Origin of the sequence: Levilactobacillus paucivorans (assembly GCF_001437125.1) — a bacterium.
Taxonomy (GTDB): Bacteria; Bacillota; Bacilli; order Lactobacillales; family Lactobacillaceae; genus Levilactobacillus; species Levilactobacillus paucivorans.
Map to the genome: position 1 here is coordinate 93,143 of NZ_JQCA01000163.1, position 21,149 is coordinate 114,291.

Genomic DNA, 21,149 nt, shown 5'->3' on the forward strand with positions numbered 1-21,149 from the left:
GCATAGCTGCGATGGCCTGCCTGCGTTACTTTGGTATCTAAACTTTAAACGCCAAAAGGATCCGGAAGTTATTCCGAATCCTTTTTTTGTCTAAACGTCCTTAGGCAACACCAGGTTAAGCACAATTCCTAAGACTGCCGCCACGGCCAGGCCAGAGAACTCATACTGTCCGACCTTCAGATAGGCATTACCAATCCCAATCACCAGGATGGCCGAGGCAATCATCAGATTACGTTTTTTATTAAAATCGACATGCTTCTCAATCAAAATCCGCAGGCCACTTGAGGCAATCACTCCAAACAGGAGGAAACTGATGCCCCCAATGACCGGGTTCGGAATACTTTCGATCAGGGCGCTCAACTTGCCGACAAAACTGAAAATGATGGCAAAACTCGCTGCGCCAACCAGAACGTAGACACTGTGTACCCGGGTGATGGCGAGCACACCCACGTTTTCCCCGTAAGATGTTACCGGTGGTCCCCCGACCAGGCTAGCCACAATCGAAGCTAAACCGTCCCCTGCCAGTGTGTGATGCAACCCGGGATCTTTGAAGAAGTCGCGGTGCGTCAGTTCATTTAGGACCGTGATGTGTCCGATGTGTTCGGTCATAGACACGAAGGCAATCGGTGCTAGACTCAAGACAGCTCCCCAATAAAAGTGTAGCGGGTAACTGACACCTGGAACCTCAAATTTCGGTAGCTGGAACCACGCCGCATCCAAGACTGGCTGAAAGTTAACCAAACCAGCCATTACCGCGATCAGGTACCCCACCACGATGCCCAGTAGAATCGGGACCAACGCTAGAAAGCCCTTCAGGTAGAGGTTGAACCCAACCGTCAGGAGTAGCGTCGCCATGGCCACTGCGAAGAACTGCCAGTGATACGTTCCCTGGCTGTCGACCGTTGCCTTCTGGGCAGCACTGCCAGCCAAAGAAAGGCCGATGACCATCACCATGGGTCCCACCACGATCGGTGGCAGTGCTCGATTAATCCAGTCCGACCCGATGAGCGCCACGAGTAGCGCGACAATCAGGTAAACCAGTCCCACCGCCATGGTCCCCTGAGCGATACCAGGATAACCGGTGGTCTTCATTAGGGCAATCATGGGCACAATAAACGAAAAGCTCGAGCCCATGTAGGCGGGAATCTTTCCTCGCGTAATCAGAATGTACATCAGGGTCCCGACCCCGGAGCTAAAGAGTGCAATCCCCGGATTTAGCCCCACTAAAATGGGAACTAGAACGGTAGATCCAAACATCGAAAATAAATGCTGTAACGATAAGCCGAACCACTGGCCCCAGCTGGGGCGCTCCCAAATATCAATCAAGGCGTCCGGATTGCGATAACGCTGTGTTGACATGTTCCTGACCCTCCAGTCTCATTATAAAAAAATAGCGGACACGTTCCGTGAGGAAGCGCGTTCGCCAATTAGCCCGGCAACTATCGCCAGGAATCGAACCCTTCACCGCCTCACGGGACGTTGTTAAAGGAACTAAATTTTTATTAGTATACCGGCCGAAATGCCGGCATGTCAAGCGTTATCGTTTTGCCCGTTAAGCCTCTAAGCCAACAAGTCGGTTAGTCAGTAACCATCCGCCAGTCACCTTCACTGGCCTTAGAGATGTCGTTCAAAAACTTCAGAACCCGTTTGGCCCGATCAGGCTGTTGCTGATGGAGGAGGTTTAAGCCCTCACCCGTGATTAACGGATCGCTTAAACGGAAGTCGCCATTGCTGGCATCCCCAGTTGCGAAGGCCACCACCGTCTCTCCCGACTCGATCTGCGTCGTCAAGAAGAACATGGTGAAGTCATCATCTTCCGTCATATAAGCTGGCATGGCCCAGATATCTGGGGCAATCTCTTGCATTTCACCGTCGAGAAACTTAAATTCTTTGTGATTGGCTTGTGTGACCGGTTCCTTAAGCACCAGCATCATCTGACCAAATTCGGCATCGCCGAGTTGAATATTATCCTTCATCTGCTACAACTCCTTAAATAATCTATGAGGAACGCTAATAAAAAGTAACAATCAGTCATAAAGGTCCCCCATCCCCGGCCGAATAACCGGTGGAACGGCGGACCTTTATTTTAAACTTAATAAACCCGCATTAGTGAGCCAATTTAACGGCCACGCGTTGACCAAAGAATAGGCCAACAACAAATAATGCACTAGCTGTGATCCACGTCTTCATGGGGCGACTCCCTTCGTGTGGTGGTCGAGCCCACGTGTTCTTGGGTTCGAAGCTCACCTAATTCTTGGCGAATTTCACCGAGAATTTCTAATTGGAACCGGGCAATCTCCATGGTGTGGGGCACTTGGTTTTGCGCCAGGTGATCCACCTTTGCATGGAGTAACCGGAGTTCGTGTTCTGACTTCAAATTTACATGATAGTCGTTTTCAGCCATCATGCGGTCCCGATCAGCCGACCGGTTTTGACTCATCATGATGATGGGGGCCTGAATGGCCGCCACACAACTAAGCACTAAATTTAACAGAATGAAGGGGTAGTTGTCAAAGTTGATGCCAAATAGGTGGAGCCCATTGACAAACATCCAAGCTAGCAACACAAACATAAAGGCAAAAATGAAGCCCCAAGACCCCCCAAAGTGGGCCACGTCATCGGAAATCTTTTGCCCAAAGGTTAAACTCTCCGTCAAGGTTTCGTTAACATCGACAATATCATAGTCGTCACTCTGTAAAGCCTTGGTTAGCTTGTTATTAATCTTTTTCGTCTGCTTGAGATCGGCATTAATCATGGCGTCAACGTGTTCCAATCGATACTTCAACAGGTGATGGCCACAAATATAATCCCCTGGCTGGGACTGCGGGAACTCCCGCTTGATTCGATTTCGCAGACCAGCGTCGAGTTCTGCCAATTGGAGGCTCGTTTCGAGCGAGACCGGTTCGCCATCCACCAGACAGGTTAATTGATTGTCAGTTGTCATTTGGACTCACTCCTTAGTGCCGTCACTAACGCTTCCCAATCCGCTGGAAAGGGACTGATAAACTTGCGGGGTTCCCCGCTAAAGGGATCGTTAAAGGCCAGTAACCGGGCATGCAGAGCCTGTCGGTCGATGGCCGAATTGGCTGGACCCGCGTACAAGTCATCCCCAATCAAGGGGTGGCCAATCGAGGCAAAGTGTGCCCGAATCTGATGCGTCCGGCCCGTATGTAATTGCACCTCAACCAACGTTGCGGTGGCAAACCGCTCACGCACCCAGTACTCCGTTAAGGCCGGCTTTCCCTCGGGTGACACCATCTGATTAAAGCCACCAGGATCACTGGCTAATGGCGCGTCAATCGTGCCATGGTCATCCTTAACCTGGCCACTCACAATGGCAAAATATCGCTTCTGAAGCCGCTTGTCTGCCTGCATTTGACTGGCAAGACTGTTGGCTAACCGATGCCGAGCCACCCAGACCACGCCACTCGTAAAGCGGTCTAGTCGCGTCAAAATGTGGGGTACCTGGTTCTCAGCGTCGGTGGCTTGCCAATGCCCCTTGATGCGGTTCACCAAGGTATCCGTTCGATTAGCGGGACCGGGAACGACGTTGAGGCCAGCAGGCTTGTCGACCAAGAGCCAATCACGATTCTCAAAGAGCACGTCAATCGGCACGTCACTAATGGCCACACTATCGTCAGCAGCCTCGGGTGGTAGGTCCACCTGAACCGTGTCCCCAACCAGGAGATCGGCGGCAGGACTGGCCTGCTTTCCGTTAATGCGAATGATTCCTTGTGCCTTCAGATCACTATAAACCCGGTGACTGACGCCTTGCTGATTCAAAAATTTTTTCATACTCGGTACAGGTGTCTGCACCCGCCAAGAAAGTTCCATCGTTTGTTTGCCCCCTACCTAGTCATCAACGACATCAAACAGCCAATCGAGCTCATCGTTGCGGTGATCCAACCATTCAGGATGGTCCACCAACCCGGTGTTAATCCGAACAATTCGCCCGGCAAAAGGTGTCCGGAGTACAAGTCCATCCTTGGCACCCTTGACCGTCATGAACGGTGTCCCAAGTTCTAAGTTACCCGACTTAACCAACCATGCAACTTGCGTGACCGGACCCAAGAGCTCCCGGCCGTCGTCGGCAAAACCAATCCGAATAACGCCCGCTTCTTGCGGCGCTAACCATAAAGCAGTGGCACTCAACTCTGGTTTGTCAATCATTCCTGTCACCCCTCGCCTTTCGTCTGACTTCTTATTAAGTTTCATTTTAACATAGGCCCATAATCCACGGGAATTATTTACCACCTCTTAACCTAAAATGAGTATAATAGGAGCAATAAGGGGGTGTGGACACCATGATGATGTCACACAATAGTCTCACGGGGACGCTGATTTTAATTACCGGTGTAATACTTTTGATTTTTATCGCGGTCAAGCTCTATCCGGCCATGAAGAAGGACCACGATGCGACGGTGCTTCTCGCCATTTTCTCAGTTATTGCGGTTGCACTAGTTGGTATGGGCGGTTGGCTCTGCATCTAGACTTTGATCTAAGAAAGGCCTCATCACAATGACTTTCTGTCGTTGCGATGGGGCCTTTTTCATGTTGTCATTTATTTCAAATATTGTCCCGTGACGGAGCGTTCAACGGCCGTAACCCCTGCTACTGGTCCGCTGTATAAGATCTCGCCACCCTTAGACCCGCCATCCGGTCCGATATCAATCAGCCAGTCAGCACTGCGCATCACGTCCAGGTTGTGTTCGATCACAATCACGGTGTTTCCCCGGTCTACCAGTCGATTAATAATCCCAATAATAACCTTAATGTCGGCCGCATGGAGTCCAGTCGTGGGCTCGTCTAAGATATAGAGATTACCCTTCTTGTTGAGTTCCTTGGCAATTTTCAACCGTTGTCCTTCCCCACCAGACAAGGTACTGAGGGGTTGGCCCAAGGCAAGATAGTCCAGACCGACCTCTTGTAACTGGGTGAGTTTCTTCGCTACCTTGGTATCAGTGAAGAAGGCGCTGGCTTCTTCCACCGTCATCGCCATAATTTCTTGAATATTCTTGCCCCGCAGCTGATATTGCAGCACCTGCGGATCGAACCGACCGCCATGACAGACGGGACATTCAATCGTCGCGTTCTCCATAAACGAAAGGTTCAGTTCAAGCGTCCCCTTCCCCTGACACTTGGGACAAGCCCCCGCAGAGTTGGCACTGAACAGACTGTCACTGACGCCATTAGCCGTGGCCAACTGCTCACGAATATCGTTGAGCACGCCCATGTAAGTGGCTGGGTTCGACCGACTATTGGCATGGAGCGGCCGCTGTGTAATCTGAATGGCCTCGGGATGTTCTTGAGCAAAGACCTGTTCGACCAGGGTACTCTTGCCGGAACCAGCCACCCCAGTGATGACGGTAAACAAACCTTTTGGAATCGCTAAGGCGACATTCTTTAAGTTATGCCGTGAACTTGGCCGACTCGTTAAAAAGTCCTGAGCCTGTCGAGGCGTAGGATTGATTGGCAAATGCCGATTGAGATACTGGGCCGTCAAGGTGTCTGAGTCACGTAAGGCGTCGTAGGTCCCCGTGAACATCACCTGGCCCCCATGAATCCCAGCTCCCGGACCCATGTCAACGACATAGTCCGCCACCTGAATCACATCAGGATCGTGTTCAACCACTAGCACCGTATTGCCCTTGTCTCGTAGCCGACAAAGGAGAGCATTGAGGCGATGAACGTCGCGCGGATGAAGTCCCGTACTGGGTTCGTCCAAGATGTAGAGCATCCCCGTCAGGCTATTGGCCAAATACTTCACGGTCTTCACCCGCTGTGACTCACCACCGGACAAGGTCGTGGTCTCTCTGGTCAGGCTTAAATAGTCGAGGCCGACATCGACCAGGCCTTGCACGCGTTCACGGATGCCTGCAATCAGTCCCGCCATTGCCGTCTCATCAAAGGTGGCCAGCACTTCTAACAAGTCATCGAGCTGAAGCGCCGTGAGGTCATAGATGTTGTAGCCCTTAATCTTAGCCGCTAAGACTGACGGATTGAACCGTTTACCGCCACAAGTTGGGCAAGGTTGCATGGTCGCAAACTTTTCAATCTTCTTGCGGGCACCCTCGGTGTTTCCCTTGCCATTCCTTAAGTTCTGCCGCGTAAATTGCCGAATCAGACCTTCGAAGTTCACGTTGAAGATAGTTTCCTTAAAAGCCACCGTAACCGGACATTCGCCATTTAAGAGGCGTTCTCTCGTCTCCGCCGAATATTCGGCCACTGGAAGATCTAGATCAAACCACCCAGTAGCCTTCAAAGCCTGGTATTGAAAGCCTTTCGGTCCGTAACCAGGCAACTGAATGGCCCCTTCGGCGAGCGATAAGTGATCGTCCAAAATGGCCGACTCGTCAATCCAATAGGTCTTGCCAATCCCCTCACAGTCGGGACACATCCCCGCTGGATCATTGAAAGAGAAGGCATTGCTTCCCGATCCATACTGTGGACGGCCGAAGCGTGAAAACAGAATACGAAATAGCGCACTGATGTCACTAACCGTTCCCAAGGTTGAACGGGCATTGCCACCAAGGGGCTTCTGATCAATCACAATGGCCGGTGATAAATTGTGAACCGCATCCACATCCGGTCGATGATAGTGTGGTAGGTACAGTCGCGTAAAGCTGTCATATGTACTGTTGAGCTGACGACCAGCCTCTTGAGCAATCGTCTCGAAGATAATCGAGGATTTCCCTGAACCCGACACGCCGGTAAAGACGGTCAACTGGTTCTTAGGAATCTTCAAACTCACATTCTGTAAGTTATTCTCCCGGTCGTTAATAATCTCGATAAAATCTGAATTAGTCATCCTGGACCTCCTCGCAAAGCCTGAGAAACACAGCTAAAATAGCGTATCACAATCTAGTTCATCATCAAAGTAAGTTGGCTTATGAATCATCGCTAAACAGCCACTTCGGTGATTGTAGCCAAAAGGCGGCCGAAAGCTTGGTTCCAGCCGCCCATAAAAGCCATTCTTGGCAACGACGTTTTAGTCATCCTTGCCCGCCAAGAATCCCCGAATCTCATTCATAAATTGTGCGCCATACTTGGCTAACTTGCTTTGGCCCACACCCTTGACTGCAAGAAAGGCCTCGTCCGTCTGGGGTTGGTCCGCGCACATTGCGCGTAACGCCTTATCCGAAAAGATCACAAATGGAGGGACGTGTTGTTGTTCGGCTAACGTATGCCGTAAACCACGTAGCCGTTGGAAGAGTTCATCATCCACGGGAGCCAACCGTTTAGCCTGACGCGCCATCTTACGGTAGACCTGGGACTCCCCCCGTAAGACTTCACCACCCTGTTCGGTCACCTGAAGCGTTGGGTACTGTCCACCCACGGCGTTGAGGTAGCCCGTTGCCGTTAGAAAATCAATCAACTCACTGACCGTCTTCTGGCGTTGTGAGGCCATGATGCCATAGGTCTTCACGTCTTCAAGGTGATTTTCGCGAATTCGCTGATTATTGGACCCCGTCAACACCTGAGCCACCATGCTCTTACCATAACGTGAGCGGAGCCGAATCACGCAGGACAGGACCTTCTGTGCATCCAGTGTGATATCTTGTTGTTCCCGATCGTCGCGACAATTACTACAACGGCCACATGGCTCGGACTTTTCACCAAAGTAAGCCAAGATAAACTGTTGCAGGCAATCCTCGGTGTTGGCATACTGACTCATCACCTGAAGCTTCTGATACTCCCGTTGCTTGTGATCATCGTCTCGTTCGGATTGGTCGATGAAGAAGTGTTGAATCTGGAGGTCTTGGGCCCGGAAGAGCAGAATCGCTTCACTAGGTAGACCATCTCGTCCGGCCCGCCCGGCCTCTTGATAGTAAGCTTCTAGGGTCCCCGGCACCTGGGCATGAATCACGAAGCGAACATTACTCTTATCGATCCCCATCCCAAAGGCATTGGTGGCCACCATTACTTGAATCCGGTCGTAGAGAAAGTCCTCTTGATTTTGACGGCGAACGTCATCATCAAGACCCGCGTGATAGGCAGCCGCTTTGATGTGGTGCCGGCCCAACATCGCCGTTAATCGGGTGACTTCTTTACGGGTACTGGCGTAGATAATGCCAGTTTCCCCTTCATTTACTTTTAAATAATCTAAAATATAGCGATCCGTATCTTGGTCCTTAACCACGGTTAAATCCAGGTTGTCCCGAGCAAAGCCGGTGTTGACCTCATTTTGGGGATCAATCTTGAGCTGCTGACAGATATCTGCCGCCACCTGAGTCGTGGCGGTCGCCGTGAGGGCAAGCACCTGCGGTTGCGTTGGGAGTTGCTCGATGGCCGTGCTCAGTGCTAAATAACTGGGCCGGAAGTCATGGCCCCACTGTGAAATACAGTGTGCCTCATCCACCGCCAACAAGTCGACGGGTAATTGTCCCAAGGCCTCCAGAAAGGCAGCGGAATCGAGTCGTTCAGGTGCCACATAAAGTAACTTGTAATCTCCCCGATGCAGCGCGGCTAACCGGTCCTGAATCTCCGGCCATTCTAGCGAACTGTTAATAAAGGTTGCCGGGACGCCGCTGTCATTTAGCGCATCCACTTGATCCTTCATCAGTGAGATTAAGGGCGACACGACGACAGTAATCCCGTTGAAGAGTAACGCCGGGATCTGGTAACAAAGCGACTTTCCCCCACCGGTAGGCATAATTGCCAGACTACTCTCGCCTGAAAGGACATGTTCAATCACGGCCCGTTGTCCCGGCCGGAAGGTGTCGTACCCGAAGGTCGTTTTTAAAATTTTTTGTGCAGCCGTTAAGTCCATCAATGCTTACTCCTTTTAGTCACTGGTCCCATTTTACTGGCAATTAGTCGCCCTGACAACTAATGAATTTATTCGATAAACGGCAAAAATGGTTGACAGCTAAGATCAATCCGCCTATAGTGAACTAAATTGTGTACAATTAAATGACGAGATATTAGGAGGAATCAGGTATGAACGTGTCGGATCAGTCATTGGCCAATCAGCTTTGCTTTGCGCTCTATCGCGCCAGTCGTCTCTACATCAAACTCTATCAGCAGGCGCTCCAGCCATTCGCACTGACTTATCCGCAGTACCTGGTTCTCCGCATGTTGTGGGAGGCTGACCATCAGCCACTCCATACATTAGGCACCCAACTCGACTTTGGCAGTAATACCTTGACGCCCCTCCTACGCCGCATGGAGCAACGCGGCTGGATTCAACGTCGTCCGGTGGTTACCGATCGTCGACAACTGATCATTCACCTCACTGAGCAGGGTCGTCAGGCTCAAGAACCAGTCGGCCAAGCCATCCAACAGCTGACAGCACAACAACAGCTTTCATCCACCGAGGGTCAACTGGCGCTATTGGAAAATCAGGCCATCATTGCTGATCTCCAACACCTGCTGGCTCACCAATCGATCATTAAAGAAAAATGAGGAACCACTTCAATTCCCCTAGTTACCAATGCTATAATATTGATCAAAAGGAGTGCTGCATTCATGGAAAAAAGAATAAAAGGCTCATGTACAACGATTTTAGTCGGTAAAAAAGCGTCACTAGATGGTTCCACAATTATCTCACGGAACGATGACGGTCACGAGGCGCTTGACCCCGAACGCTTTGTTGTCGTTAATCCTAGCGACCAACCTACCAATTACAAGGCGGTTATCAGTGGGGTTGAAGTTAAATTACCCGATAACCCAATGCGTTACACCTCTATTCCTAACTCAATTCTGACTAATGGTATCTGGCCAGCCGCCGGTATCAACAGTGAGAATGTGGCCATGTCCGCAACCGAAACCATTACCACGAACTCCCGCATCTTAGGAATTGACCCTTACGTTGCTGGTGGTATTGGTGAAGAAGACCTCGTTACCCTGGTTCTGCCTTACATTCACAGCGCCCGCGAAGGTGTTGAACGTTTAGGTAGCTTGCTCAAGGAATACGGGACCTACGAACCAAACGGTATCGCCTTATCCGACCATGACGAAATTTGGTGGTTAGAAACTATCGGCGGTCATCACTGGGCTGCTAAGCGCATCCCTGATGACGCTTACGTGGTTGCCCCTAACCGGATGAACATCGACGACTTCGACTTTGCTGCCGACGACACGATGGCTTCTGACGATTTGGAAGACCTGATCGCTAAATACCAATTGAACCCCGACTTTAAGGGAGTTAACCTGCGTCATATCTTCGGGAGTGCTTCCACCAAGGATACGGTTTACAACAACCCTCGTGCTTGGTTCGGTCAAAAGTACTTCAACCCAGAAATCGAACAGGATCCACAAGGCCAAGACTTACCATTTATCTGCCATGCTAACCGTAAGATTTCGATTGAAGACGTGAAATTCGTTCTGAGTTCTCACTACGAAAACACAAAGTATGACGTTTATGGTCACGGCTCCGAAGACGACAAGAAGCTCTTCCGTCCAATCGGGATCAACCGGAACCACGACGTTCACATCTTACAAATCCGGAACAACGTGCCAGAAAGCATCGCCGGGATTCACTGGTTAGCCTTCGGTGCCAACACGTTCAACACGGTTGTCCCATTCTACGCTAACGTTGATGACACGCCAGCTGTTTACAAGGATGCCGATGGCACCTTCAACATGAACCACATGTACTGGCTCAGCTGTACCGTTGCTCTCCTGGGAGACACCGACTACGACCTGTATGTCGACTTCCGGAACACGTACGCCTTACAAGCAATGTCCGCTTACCGTGAAATCCAAAACGCCACTGACGCCGCCATCCAAGATGGTGCCGACGTTAAGTCTACCTTGCTGGATGCCAACGAAAAGCTGTCACAAGAATCCTTCACTCGGACCACGAAGTTATTGGGTGACATGGTCACCTTTGGTTCGGAACACATGAAGCTTCGTTACAATTTAAATGACTAATTGAGACTAACTCATGGCTCGTTTCCCATCCCGGGAAGCGAGCTTTTTTTAGTTTTCTTGGCACCAGTTATTATCTCGTAAACGCGTGCGGAAGGCTTCCATGGCCCAAGTCACCCGGGCCTCATTGGTCAAGGCGAGCGGTGGCGTTGGCAGATCTTGGGACTTAATCGGAACGGGTGGAATGGATGGCTGAGTCTTAGTCATGTGGTGCCTCCTAACGGCTAATTTAATCTTTCTTGTCAGTATAACTACCTTAGCCCATAGGCGTATAGGGGCCAACGCCAACTCCCTACAAGTCTCCCAATGGAACCGGCACCAACATTGGTTTACCGGATCAAAAAGGGCCCGGAAAGTTTCCGAGCCGCCAGCCAGCCTAAAAGGTCAGCTCATATTCAAATTTTAATTTCTTGTAGTAGTCCTGCTCAATAAAATCAGTCGGACGCACGTCGCCACCAGGTTTATCGAAGTAGGCAACCCCCGCAAGCTTCAGCATCTTATAGACAAATTGGGAACAAAACATAATGTTAGGCTTGGCCGAATGTTTTGAGACGAGGCCCACCATGTTGTAGGCGCTCCCCTCGCGGTTAATCTCAGCAATCTTATCAATCACGAATTGCTTCTGGGCCACGGTCACCGGCAGACTATACACCAAGATGGACGCGCCAGCCTTCTGATGGAAAAACTCCAACGTTTCGGCATTCATCCCCGGTGGATAGACGTTGTCACCCCCATTGTAGCTGATGATGGTCGCCAGATCCCGGTCAAACGCCAGTGACACGTGATTAAACTGTTTGCGTGTCACCACGGAAATCATCTCACTGGCCGCACTCCCGGTGTTGGAAACCGCTAAGTACAGCCGGTGGTCATCTAAAGTGGCCGTCGCCGCCTCAAAATAATCGTCGGTCAAGGTGCCATGATTGATATAACGCGTCGCACTGTGCCGTGGTAAATCCGCCAGAATCGTCTTGAGATGGGCCACGGACACCTTGTCCTTGGCATCGGTAGTTGCCGCTAACACCGACCGTAATTTATCGGTATCGCGCCGCATTTCATCGAAACTAACCGTGGCAAACTCCTCCACTGTCGGCAGATAAAACGCCGTCTGGTTGTTTGTGGTCACGAATCGCTCTACCCATAGCGGAAAGAGGAGCATCACCACCACCAATGCCTTGGCCGGAAAGTACATCAGTGTTTGGCCCCGTAGCGGGAAAACGCCGACAGAGACAAAGACGATCTGCAGGACCAACAAGAGACCATAAATCCCGATGAGCCCCAACTTGGCACCCTTAGGAAATTGGGCCAAAAAAGTCCGCATGATCATCACCGCCGCAAGGTAGATATAGACGATGATTAGGATGGGAAGATTGCCCAAGAGAAATAGGCTCACCAGGAGGATCCACCCCATTCCCTTGATTTGAATTGATTGAAAGTAATTTAGTAGTTCGGTCATGCTGGTCTCCTCACCTTGTCAAATACGAAAGGACCCCCGCGGTGCTCCGCCGGAGGTCCCCACTTGTTTCAAAGTTAGCCGCTCACATTGGTAGTCTCAGTATACCATAGACTTTAATCTTCGAAACTGACTTTCCAATCGACTAAAAACGGGAACCACTCATGGGCTCCCGTTTCGTTTTAAACTTTAATTATTTAACAGCTTCTGCAACTGCCGCAGTGACCGCCGACTTTTCGGCTTCAATCAAATCTACGCGACTCTCGATGACCTTGATGTCCATCTGAATTTCACGCGTTAAACCTGGGGTGTTGATCTTAGGTTCGAAGAAGGCTTTGAATTCAGCCAAACGTTCTGGCGTCCGGAAGATGCGCGAGATGAAGGTGATGAAGGTACTGAATTCCATATCCCCACCAACCGTGTCTTCCAGCCATTGCCAGTCGGTCCGAATCCAATCCCAGGCCGCTTGTTCGCCCCGGTCGTTACGCAGAACGCCATAGAACCATGACCGCAAGTCTTGGGGCTTAACGGTGTCGGTATCTTCAAAAATACCAACCAAGCGGGTGATCTGTTCGGGATCAGTCGTGGCCGTTACCGCATAGGTCAGGTCAGACTTGTAGCTGGCATTGCTGGTGGCGCGGTAGGCTGCCAGTAAGTCGCCAATCAAGGTAGCACTGCCGAAATGCTTGACTTCGTTTCGAATAATCAGGAAACGCGTCGAGGCTGGTAGGCTCTCCAAGTGGTCCCGGTTAGCCGTAAATAAGTCATGCGCCGCTGCAACCGCTGCGGGGTTCTCAGCATACAAGGCGGCACTCAGAACCGTTGGCCGGATTAACTGGTCATCGAGACTGTCGGCATCCCGATCCTGCCAACCCAAACGGGCAACTTGACCAGCACTCAGTTGGTCGAAGTAAGCCTTCACTTGGGTCTCTTCAGCAGAACCTGGCGTGACGAATTTCTTCAATTCACCGGCGATGGCATACAGCGAAGTGGCCACCAACGTCGATTGGTTATCGGCAAAGCGCGTTAACAGGGGCACCAAGGTCCCGTAGGAAATCTGGCGTCCTTCGGCTAAGAGCTGGAGGTCTTGCAGAATTTGATGTTGGGTAATGCTGTCAAAGTCATCGACGTGGTCCAGAATGTCTTGTAACAACGTGTCGTCGTAAGCCACGATAAAGTGGGAGTTGTTGCCGACATTTAAGCGGAACGGCTTGCCACTGGCTTGGCGTAATTGAGCGTAATCCCCAACGACAACCTCGTGGTCCTTTAAGAGGACGGGAGCGGCATCGTAGTTGCTGTTCAATGGCACTTGCCATTGACGGCCAACCTCTTTGCCTTCACCAATGAAGAATTGCTTCTGAGATAACGTCAATTGACCGTCGACCACCTTAGCGGAAACAACTGGATAACCGGGTTGCTCCAACCAAGAGTTCATGATGGCACCGACGTCCATCCCTGAGGCGTCACCCAAGGCAGCCCAGAGGTCATCCCCGGTGGCATTGCCATAGTGGTGAGCGGCGAAGTAAGCCTTCAAGCCCTTGCGTAAGGCATCGTCTCCAATCAGCGTCCGGACCATGACTAACATCCGCGCACCCTTGGCGTAAACGATGGCACTGTCGAAGATCGCGTCAATTTCGGCAGGGTCTTCAACCTGAACGTGAACGGGTTGAACCCCATCCGTTGCGTCTCGTTGCAGGGCCATCGGAACGTCGGAAGTCTGGAACATCTCCCAGACATGCCAGTCGGGTTCGATGGCGTCGATCGCCACGTATTCCATCATGTTGGCAAAACTTTCGTTAAGCCAAAGGTTGTCCCACCATTTCATGGTAACGAGGTCCCCGAACCATTGGTGCGCCAGTTCGTGAGAGATCACCGTGGCGACTAACATCTTCATGTCAGGCGTCGTGTTGTCGGGGTCTAAGACCAGGTAAGCTTCCCGGTAAGTGACCAGCCCCCAGTTCTCCATGGCACCGGCTGAGAAGTCAGGTAAGGCCAGTTGCCATGAATGTGGTAGTGGATATGGCGTCTGGTAGAAGTCTTCGTAGAATTCGATTGAGCGCTTAGCAATGTCTAAGGCAAAGTCGAGTTCGTTGGCTTGGTGGGCCTTCGTGGCGAAGACCCCAACCTGAACGCCACTCTTGGTGGTGGTCAACTTACTTTGGAGATCCCCAAAGGCAAAGGCAATCAGGTAGGTGGACATCCGGACCGTGGTATCAAAGGTGTGGACGCCATTTTCATTCTTCACTTCAGGCATGTTGCTGATGATCGTTTCGCCTTCGTGTTCGTCGAAGCTGATTGCCAGGTCAAAGGTGGCCTTGGCTTCGGGTTCGTCGACACATGGGAAGGCTTGACGAGCAGCCGTCGTTTCAAATTGCGTCCCGATGATCTGCTTTTTCTCCCCGTTCAACTCGTAGTAAGATGGGTAAATTCCCATCATGCTGTCGGTCAGGGGTGCGGTAAAGGCAATGGCCACGGTCGTTTCCCCGGTCTTGCCCAGGTCGATGTGGATGCCTTCACTCTGGTCATCAAAGGTAAAAGGAACGGCTTGCCCGTCGGCAGTTACCGATTGAATAGTCATAAACTTCTGGTGAACCGAAATTTTATTTTCCAAGGCGTCACCAGTAATGGTGGACGTCCCGGAGATTTCTTTGGTTTCGCGGTTAATATTTAACGCGATATCGTAATGGTTGGGTTGGAACATCTGATAAAAGTGTGTGGATTTTGTCATGATTTCCTCCTTAAATTATTAGAATAATCTCATTATACACTTTTGACCCCCTAGTGCCACGTGAGACGGTGGATCTTTTTTGGATGTGAAAAGCTGTTGGCAACAACCACTTTTGTTTGGTCGTTGCCAACAGCTTTTTAAAATCAGGGTCTTATAAGATAGCCCATTTACACAATCAATTTATCCTTCTCTAATACCAGTGTTACTTTATAGACTCTTACAAAAGCCTGTGCATCCCTTTCATGCGATTGATACTATCCGGATTTTTCTGATAAAAGGCGGCAATCTTTTCCTTAGCATCACTGACATCATCACCATAAACAACCTCTCGGATATATAAAAACAATGCAGCATTCTTAATATGCCGATCATCAAACGGATCATCCAGCTTATGTCCATGTTGTAACACATACTGAATCTGGTTCTGGAGATGAAATCTCTGCGTCCGCTCACCTCCATTATTTCTATCCGCATCAGATAACCAGGCACGTTTTCCTGGCTTTCCCAATTCAATTCTTTTTCTTTCTTGAAGCCCTTCCTCATATCGATCATATATTTCTTCCGATGCGGGAGTTGTTTTGGGGGCACTTTCTAGCAACTTCAATACGTCTCTCAAAGATTTTGTTGTTTCCATGCTAGCCGATCTCCTTTTAAAAGGATTTCTCTTTATCTTCCGTCAACGAGTGGTCTATTTCAATAAAGTCATACTTACCGAGACCACTATCCTTCAAAATGCTTTTAGTTGTGCTGCCGCTTAATAGTGATTTCATATTCTTCAATTTGCTGTTTCTCCTGAATCAAGTGGTCCGCCACCAGGTGATAAATGATGGCAGCATCTTGTTCGAGGCTGAAGACATCATAGATATCGCAAAGCGCGGGTAACCCGTTGGCCTTGGCATAGACATTACACTCCTGAAGTAAAGCCACCGTTTTGTCCTCGACTTTCTCGTCCACCGCATGGTCATCATTCAAAAGATAATCTACGGTATACTCGCCCAAAGTCTCGTAGAGTTTCATCGCATACGTTGTATTCTGTATCTCACCAAGGGTAATGATATTAACTGCCATTATTTAACCTCCGATTCGTTGACCACAACAACCATCAAAGAAAAGAAACGCCCGCTCACCTCGTCTTTCACTCTCTAATATACGCCGATTTTTAATTTTGTCAACTCAAAGGAGAATATAAATTGACAAGAATGCTAATAAAAAAGGAACCCGTCTCTGGATTCCGTTAAAGTAGATCATTCAGTTCTAATTGATTCACGACTTCGGCCGCAAATTTTTGCAAAGTTGCCTTCGTCTCTGGGTGCTCTTCTGCTTCCACAAAGTGGTCCAGTGTATCAGAGATTACCGACTCAACCGACACGACACGGTCATTTTGTAATGTGTAGAGTGCCAATCGCAAGACAAATTTGACGGCCGCCCCATTCTTGACAAAGTTAGCTCCCACGCCCAGTCGGATGCTCTCCTTCAGTTCGGTAATCTTGGCTTCGATATCATTGGCAATTTGAAATTTAGGCCGCAATGCTCCGGCGGAAACTTCATCGCTCTGATCAATCTTAACAGGCAGACTGAGGACCTTGTCCCACTCGGTCTCCCCCCACTGATCATAAGTTGCCATGATCGCCTTCGACAAGACCTCTCCCTTGGTGAAGTTGATATCACTTTGTTTTTGGTAGATCGCTTTGAGCTGTTCTAACATCTCTGCAGTCTCATAAGCAATTCGAATTTGTAATTCCACGCCGATCACCTCATCTGAACAGTACCAAACTTCTCTGATATCGTCAACAGGATGGCTAATTTATGTCTCCGTGAGAGTTACTACTCTGCGAAACACTGCCGAAAAGGAGCTAACTAAAAAACATAGACCTATCTTAATTGATAAGTCTACGCCCTAATTATTTTCTATTAAGCCTTGCTGGACCAGTCCTGAATCTCTTCAGCCGTCACGTTACTCGTGAACCGCTGACCATCCTGCCAGTTAACCGCTGGATAGTCGACCCGAAGCTGGCGAACCGCCTCATCAATCGCTGATGACCCAGATGTGCAGAACGGCAGAACCGTCTTGCCTGACAGGTCCACACTATCCAAGAGCGTGTCGATCGGACGTGGCGCGGTTGCCCACCACAGAGGAAATCCTAAATAAACCGTGGTTGCCTGACTTATTGCGGCACCGTCGACCGGCTCGATGGCTGGCCGGACACGACCACCATGCATCTCATGATAGCTCCGACTGTCATTATCCTGCCAGTTTAGATCAGCCGCAGTGTATGCTTGTTGCGGCTTAATCGCCATCAATTTGGCCCCAGTAGTCGCGGCGATCTTCTCTGCGACACCTTGCGTATGACCGGTATTTGATAAATACAACACAACTGCTTGTCCCATTAGTAATTCCTCCCGTTTATTTTTAGCTTACAACTTAGTTATACACCCATAGAGTAACTCTAGGTCAACTACTCCCCTTTGAATGTAAAAAAGGATTCCGGCACAGTATGCCGAAATCCTATCAAAGACTAATCTTCTGTAGCCCAATCTTGAATCTCGTCGCGCGTCAGGCTAGTCGCGAACCGGCGACCGGTGTGCCACCGAATATCAGGATAATTCTCCCGTAGCTTGGTGATGGCGTCAGCAATCGGTGTCGTCCCCGAAGTACAGAAAGGATGAACATCCTTGCCCGTCAGGTCGACATTGTCTAGCAATGTATCGATGGTCCGCGGTGCCGCCGACCACCAAAGTGGAAATCCAAGAAAAACAGTCGTTGCTGACGCAATTTTTTTCGGATCGATTGGCTCAATAGCTGGCCGAATCTTTCCCGCGTGCATTTCTTGATAACTCCGACTAGTCTGGTCCTCCCAATCGAGGTCGGCCGGCGTGTAGGGCACTTTAGCTTGGACACCGACGAGTTCAGAACCCGTCGCGGCCGCGATTCTTTCCGCGATGGCCTGCGTGTGCCCTGTATTTGAAAAGTACAATACAATAGATTGTCCCATTAGTAATCCCTCCGGTATGTTTTCAAACCTCTATCTTAGTTATACACCACTTAGCCAGTTCTGGGGGGATCCATTTTATAATTGTTGGAATAATTCGACCAAATTTCGGTAAAAAAGGCAAACCCATCACTCAGCTCAAGTGTCCCTTTCCAACTGATCTCACTAAACGCTGTATCCTTGCCTCTTTTACCAAATTCTCTATGACTATTTAGAAAACCAGCTAAAGATTCCCTCTAAGCATTCAACTAGCCTAGAAGGAATCTTTTGGAGCTATGCTTCTTTAAAAAGTGCATCTTCCAATGCCAGGCACCAGCAATGATAAACCCCAATATGTAACTCCTGAATACGATAGGTTTCGGTCTCTGGTACATTAACAACTACATCCACATATTGGCTAATGTTACCGTTTCTTTCACCAGTTAACAGAATAGAACGCATACCACGTGCTCGAGCCACCATAGCTGCATACTTCACATTTGAAGAGTTACCCGAAGTCGACAGACAGAGTAGGAGGTCTTTTTCCTGCCCTAACGCTGCTAGTTCTTGGCCAAAAACCAAGTCGGGATCCACATCATTGGCAAATGCTGTAGAAAATGCCGTTTGTGCTCCCAAAGCCATTGCTTTGATACCGCCTTCCAACTGTTCTAGCTTCGTCGATTCATTCGGATCTATTGATTCCAATTTTTGAGAAAAATCAGGATCAAGTGGTCTCTTTTTATTAAACGACTTGAGTAACTCCCCAACGATATGGTAGCTATCTGCATTACTGCCACCATTACCACACGTGAACAAGGTCCCGCCATTTTGAGCAGTATCTAAAATCAGCTTGTAAGCATCTTCAATTTGTGAAAGACAGCTTTCTAAAACCGGTCTTCTTTTAATTAAAACGTCTGCATATTCATTTAAAGCCATTGTTTAATCACTTTTCTTTCTTATTTGGCAGCCTCAACTGGTTCCTCAGAATTTGCTTTAACAGCCATACGTTTAGTCTTAATCACAGACCCAATTATAAAAATCAAAGCTAGAACTCCGATAAGTGCATACACACCAATTTTTCCAAAAATTTCACCAATGTGTCCAACTACAATACCTACGACAGCAAAGTCAGCATCACCAAACGTTGAGTTCGCAAACCCAAGTTTGCCTAGGACTGGGAGCATCAATGCTGGCAAGAATGTAATAAGTGCCCCATTGAAAATCCCGCCAATGATTGTTCCACGAATACCACCAACTGCATTAGAGAGAACCCCAACACCAGCACCAACGAAGAAGAGGTTAATTAATCCAGGGATGATAATTGGAAGCGACGTGAATGGCAAAAGAGCGAAAACGAGTAGTCCACCTACTGTCGAAGAAATAAATCCGATTAAAACAGCATTAGGTGCGTATGGAAAGATTACTGGAACATCCAATGCCGGCGTTGCATCGGGAACAATCTTCTCTGAAATCCCCTTAAACGCTGGTACAATTTCTGCCAACATCATTCGTACACCTTGCAAAACAATGACGAATCCGGCTGTAAAAATAATTGCTTGCATAATTGCGAACATCACAACATTATCCCCACCAGATAGCTTCAATACCACGGATTGTTTTGCCATTAGGTAAGTCACAACATACAGAATTAACATGACCAATACGGTACTAATCGTATTGTCTTTAAAAAAGCTTAACCGTTTAGGCACTTTGATCGATTCTGTCGAATGTTCCTTGTTACCGACTAATTTGCTAATCATTGGCGATAAACAGTAACTAATCCCATTGAAGTGTCCCATGGCGACACTATCATTACCTGTAACTTTCCGATAGAAAGGCTGAGTAACAGCTGGTGACAATGTCATCACAGCTCCAAGTAGTAAGGAACCAACAATTACTAATTCTGTCCCCTTGAACCCCAGAGTGCTCAAGACCGCAGACAATAGTGCCGACATAAATAAAATATGGTGTCCAGATAGAAAAATATATTTAAACTTAGTGAACCGAGCAATTAAAATATTACATAAAAATCCGAATGCCATAATGAGAGCCATTTCAGGTCCAAAAAGTTTTTGGGCAGTTCCGATAACTGCTTCATTTGAAGGAATAACACCCTGAACGTGGAAAGCGCTTTCAAAAGCTGGTGACAAATTAGTCAAAGCGCTGGAAATTATATTCCCCCCTTGAGATAAAATTACAAACCCAATAACGGTTTTGAATGTCCCTGTCAGCACCTTTTCAACAGGTTTATGAAGTGTAATCAAACCAATAAAGGCGATAAGACCGATAATAATTGCCGGCTGGTTAAAAAAACTAAAAATAAAATTCATGATTTAGTTCCCCTTCCCCTCAAAATACTTATCCAATTCCTTTTTAATTGCAACTTTATCTACTACATTCCCAAGGAAAATCTTATCAACACTGTATTCTTCCAGAGGATCTTTGAAGTCCCTAGTTGCTAGAATCAGATCTGCGCTATGTGCTCCAACTGAACCAATATCACAGGCTTCAACCTCAGCATCGCGACCCTCAGCTTCTAAAATCTCATCGACATTCATCTTTAGAATTAAGGAAGAACCAGAACCCATGCCACAAACTGTCAAAATATTCATAACTTTCACTCCACTTCTTTTAATTTTGCATCTTGAATATACTGAACAATTTCTTCTTGACTAGACGTCGTAAGCATATTCACAAAACTTGAATCACTCAAATTAGTGACAAGCTCTGAGAGAGCTTTCAAATGAGAGTGATGATCGATCGCAGCCAAACAAATTACAATGTTTACCGGATCATTTTCTTTATTGCCAAAATCAATACCGTGATCCAAAATACTGAGACTCATACTGATTTGATTTACGCCATCTTTCGAGCTTGCATGGGCAAGTGCAATGTGCGGAGCAATAACGATATATGGCCCAAACTTTTTAACTGCTGCAACCATTGCCTCCGTGTAGGTAGAACTGATTCCCCCCGTTCTCTCAATTATCCGACCGCCATGCCGAATGGCTTCTTCCCAATCATTCACATGAACATTAGTTTCAATTGTATTTTTTGTTAATAGGTCTTTTAACATTCCTCAATTGTCAAATCAAGTGCAACACTAAGAATCTATTCTTAGAAGTGGTCT

22 protein-coding genes are annotated in these 21,149 nt (G+C 48.6%); 3 read left to right on the forward strand and 19 right to left on the reverse strand.

The annotated features are described in order from the left end of the window. Positions 1-90: 90 nt before the first annotated feature. From IV54_RS10600 to IV54_RS10620, 5 genes are all read right to left on the reverse strand, one after another. Positions 91-1,359: a uracil-xanthine permease family protein gene (locus tag IV54_RS10600; protein WP_057879293.1), complete on the reverse strand. Its 1,269-nt coding sequence runs from the start codon at positions 1,357-1,359 to the stop codon at positions 91-93. 218 nt (positions 1,360-1,577) lie between these two features. Continuing rightward, the gene (locus tag IV54_RS10605) at positions 1,578-1,976 is read right to left on the reverse strand and encodes a hypothetical protein (protein WP_057879294.1); all 399 of its coding nucleotides are present in this window, start codon (positions 1,974-1,976) and stop codon (positions 1,578-1,580) included. Positions 1,977-2,167: 191 nt separating this feature from the next. Beyond that, the gene (locus tag IV54_RS10610) at positions 2,168-2,944 is read right to left on the reverse strand and encodes a DUF1003 domain-containing protein (protein WP_057879295.1); all 777 of its coding nucleotides are present in this window, start codon (positions 2,942-2,944) and stop codon (positions 2,168-2,170) included. Then, a complete protein-coding gene (locus tag IV54_RS10615) occupies positions 2,941-3,834 on the reverse strand; it encodes an RluA family pseudouridine synthase (RefSeq protein ID WP_057879296.1) in 894 nt (297 codons plus the stop codon). Before IV54_RS10615 ends, IV54_RS10610 begins: the two co-directional genes overlap by 4 nt. Before the next feature lie 18 nt (positions 3,835-3,852). Next, a complete protein-coding gene (locus IV54_RS10620) occupies positions 3,853-4,170 on the reverse strand; it encodes a biotin/lipoyl attachment domain-containing protein (protein WP_057879297.1) in 318 nt (105 codons plus the stop codon). Between the two features lie 134 nt (positions 4,171-4,304). On the opposite strand from IV54_RS10620, the gene IV54_RS10625 reads away from it, so the two are divergent. Further along, positions 4,305-4,490, forward strand: coding sequence for a hypothetical protein (locus IV54_RS10625; RefSeq protein ID WP_057879298.1), 186 nt, complete (start codon positions 4,305-4,307; stop codon positions 4,488-4,490). A gap of 71 nt (positions 4,491-4,561) precedes the next feature. Here the strand turns inward: IV54_RS10625 and IV54_RS10630 are convergent, their stop codons facing one another. Both IV54_RS10630 and recQ read right to left on the reverse strand, forming a co-directional pair. Continuing rightward, complete coding sequence (locus IV54_RS10630) at positions 4,562-6,808, reverse strand: ATP-binding cassette domain-containing protein (RefSeq protein WP_057879299.1); 2,247 nt, start codon at positions 6,806-6,808, stop codon at positions 4,562-4,564. A gap of 180 nt (positions 6,809-6,988) precedes the next feature. Continuing rightward, positions 6,989-8,770: a DNA helicase RecQ gene (recQ, locus tag IV54_RS10635; protein ID WP_057879300.1), complete on the reverse strand. Its 1,782-nt coding sequence runs from the start codon at positions 8,768-8,770 to the stop codon at positions 6,989-6,991. 170 nt (positions 8,771-8,940) lie between these two features. Between recQ and IV54_RS10640 the strand changes: the two genes are divergently transcribed. Further along, positions 8,941-9,405 carry a MarR family winged helix-turn-helix transcriptional regulator gene (locus IV54_RS10640; RefSeq protein ID WP_057879301.1) on the forward strand — a complete coding sequence of 155 codons (465 nt, stop codon included), beginning with the start codon at positions 8,941-8,943 and terminating at the stop codon, positions 9,403-9,405. Between the two features lie 63 nt (positions 9,406-9,468). After that, the gene (locus IV54_RS10645; RefSeq protein ID WP_057879302.1) at positions 9,469-10,875 is read left to right on the forward strand and encodes a C69 family dipeptidase; all 1,407 of its coding nucleotides are present in this window, start codon (positions 9,469-9,471) and stop codon (positions 10,873-10,875) included. A 48-nt stretch (positions 10,876-10,923) separates the two neighbouring features. Here IV54_RS10645 and IV54_RS11810 read toward each other — a convergent pair whose 3' ends face one another. The 12 genes from IV54_RS11810 to IV54_RS10700 form a co-directional block, all read right to left on the reverse strand. Beyond that, entirely contained in the window at positions 10,924-11,079 is a 156-nt protein-coding gene (locus tag IV54_RS11810) for a hypothetical protein (RefSeq protein WP_157054407.1), read from the reverse strand. Between the two features lie 169 nt (positions 11,080-11,248). Continuing rightward, the gene (locus tag IV54_RS10650) at positions 11,249-12,325 is read right to left on the reverse strand and encodes a hypothetical protein (protein ID WP_057879303.1); all 1,077 of its coding nucleotides are present in this window, start codon (positions 12,323-12,325) and stop codon (positions 11,249-11,251) included. 190 nt (positions 12,326-12,515) lie between these two features. Further along, entirely contained in the window at positions 12,516-15,050 is a 2,535-nt protein-coding gene (locus tag IV54_RS10655) for a M1 family metallopeptidase (protein WP_057879304.1), read from the reverse strand. Positions 15,051-15,267: 217 nt separating this feature from the next. Further along, positions 15,268-15,684, reverse strand: a complete 417-nt coding sequence (locus IV54_RS10660) for a hypothetical protein (RefSeq protein ID WP_057879305.1) — start codon at positions 15,682-15,684, stop codon at positions 15,268-15,270. A gap of 104 nt (positions 15,685-15,788) precedes the next feature. Next, positions 15,789-16,118 carry a hypothetical protein gene (locus IV54_RS10665; protein ID WP_057879306.1) on the reverse strand — a complete coding sequence of 110 codons (330 nt, stop codon included), beginning with the start codon at positions 16,116-16,118 and terminating at the stop codon, positions 15,789-15,791. A 166-nt stretch (positions 16,119-16,284) separates the two neighbouring features. Continuing rightward, positions 16,285-16,794: a hypothetical protein gene (locus tag IV54_RS10670; RefSeq protein WP_057879307.1), complete on the reverse strand. Its 510-nt coding sequence runs from the start codon at positions 16,792-16,794 to the stop codon at positions 16,285-16,287. A gap of 167 nt (positions 16,795-16,961) precedes the next feature. Continuing rightward, positions 16,962-17,438, reverse strand: a complete 477-nt coding sequence (locus IV54_RS10675) for a flavodoxin (RefSeq protein WP_057879308.1) — start codon at positions 17,436-17,438, stop codon at positions 16,962-16,964. Between the two features lie 128 nt (positions 17,439-17,566). Beyond that, on the reverse strand, positions 17,567-18,043 hold the full coding sequence (locus tag IV54_RS10680) for a flavodoxin (RefSeq protein WP_057879309.1): 477 nt from the start codon (positions 18,041-18,043) through the stop codon (positions 17,567-17,569). Between the two features lie 270 nt (positions 18,044-18,313). Then, entirely contained in the window at positions 18,314-18,955 is a 642-nt protein-coding gene (locus IV54_RS10685) for a D-sedoheptulose-7-phosphate isomerase (RefSeq protein WP_057879310.1), read from the reverse strand. A 20-nt stretch (positions 18,956-18,975) separates the two neighbouring features. Then, positions 18,976-20,349: a PTS ascorbate transporter subunit IIC gene (locus tag IV54_RS10690; protein ID WP_057879311.1), complete on the reverse strand. Its 1,374-nt coding sequence runs from the start codon at positions 20,347-20,349 to the stop codon at positions 18,976-18,978. Between the two features lie 3 nt (positions 20,350-20,352). After that, entirely contained in the window at positions 20,353-20,631 is a 279-nt protein-coding gene (locus tag IV54_RS10695) for a PTS sugar transporter subunit IIB (protein ID WP_057879312.1), read from the reverse strand. A gap of 5 nt (positions 20,632-20,636) precedes the next feature. Next, a complete protein-coding gene (locus IV54_RS10700; RefSeq protein WP_057879313.1) occupies positions 20,637-21,095 on the reverse strand; it encodes a PTS sugar transporter subunit IIA in 459 nt (152 codons plus the stop codon). Between the last annotated feature and the right edge of the window lie 54 nt (positions 21,096-21,149).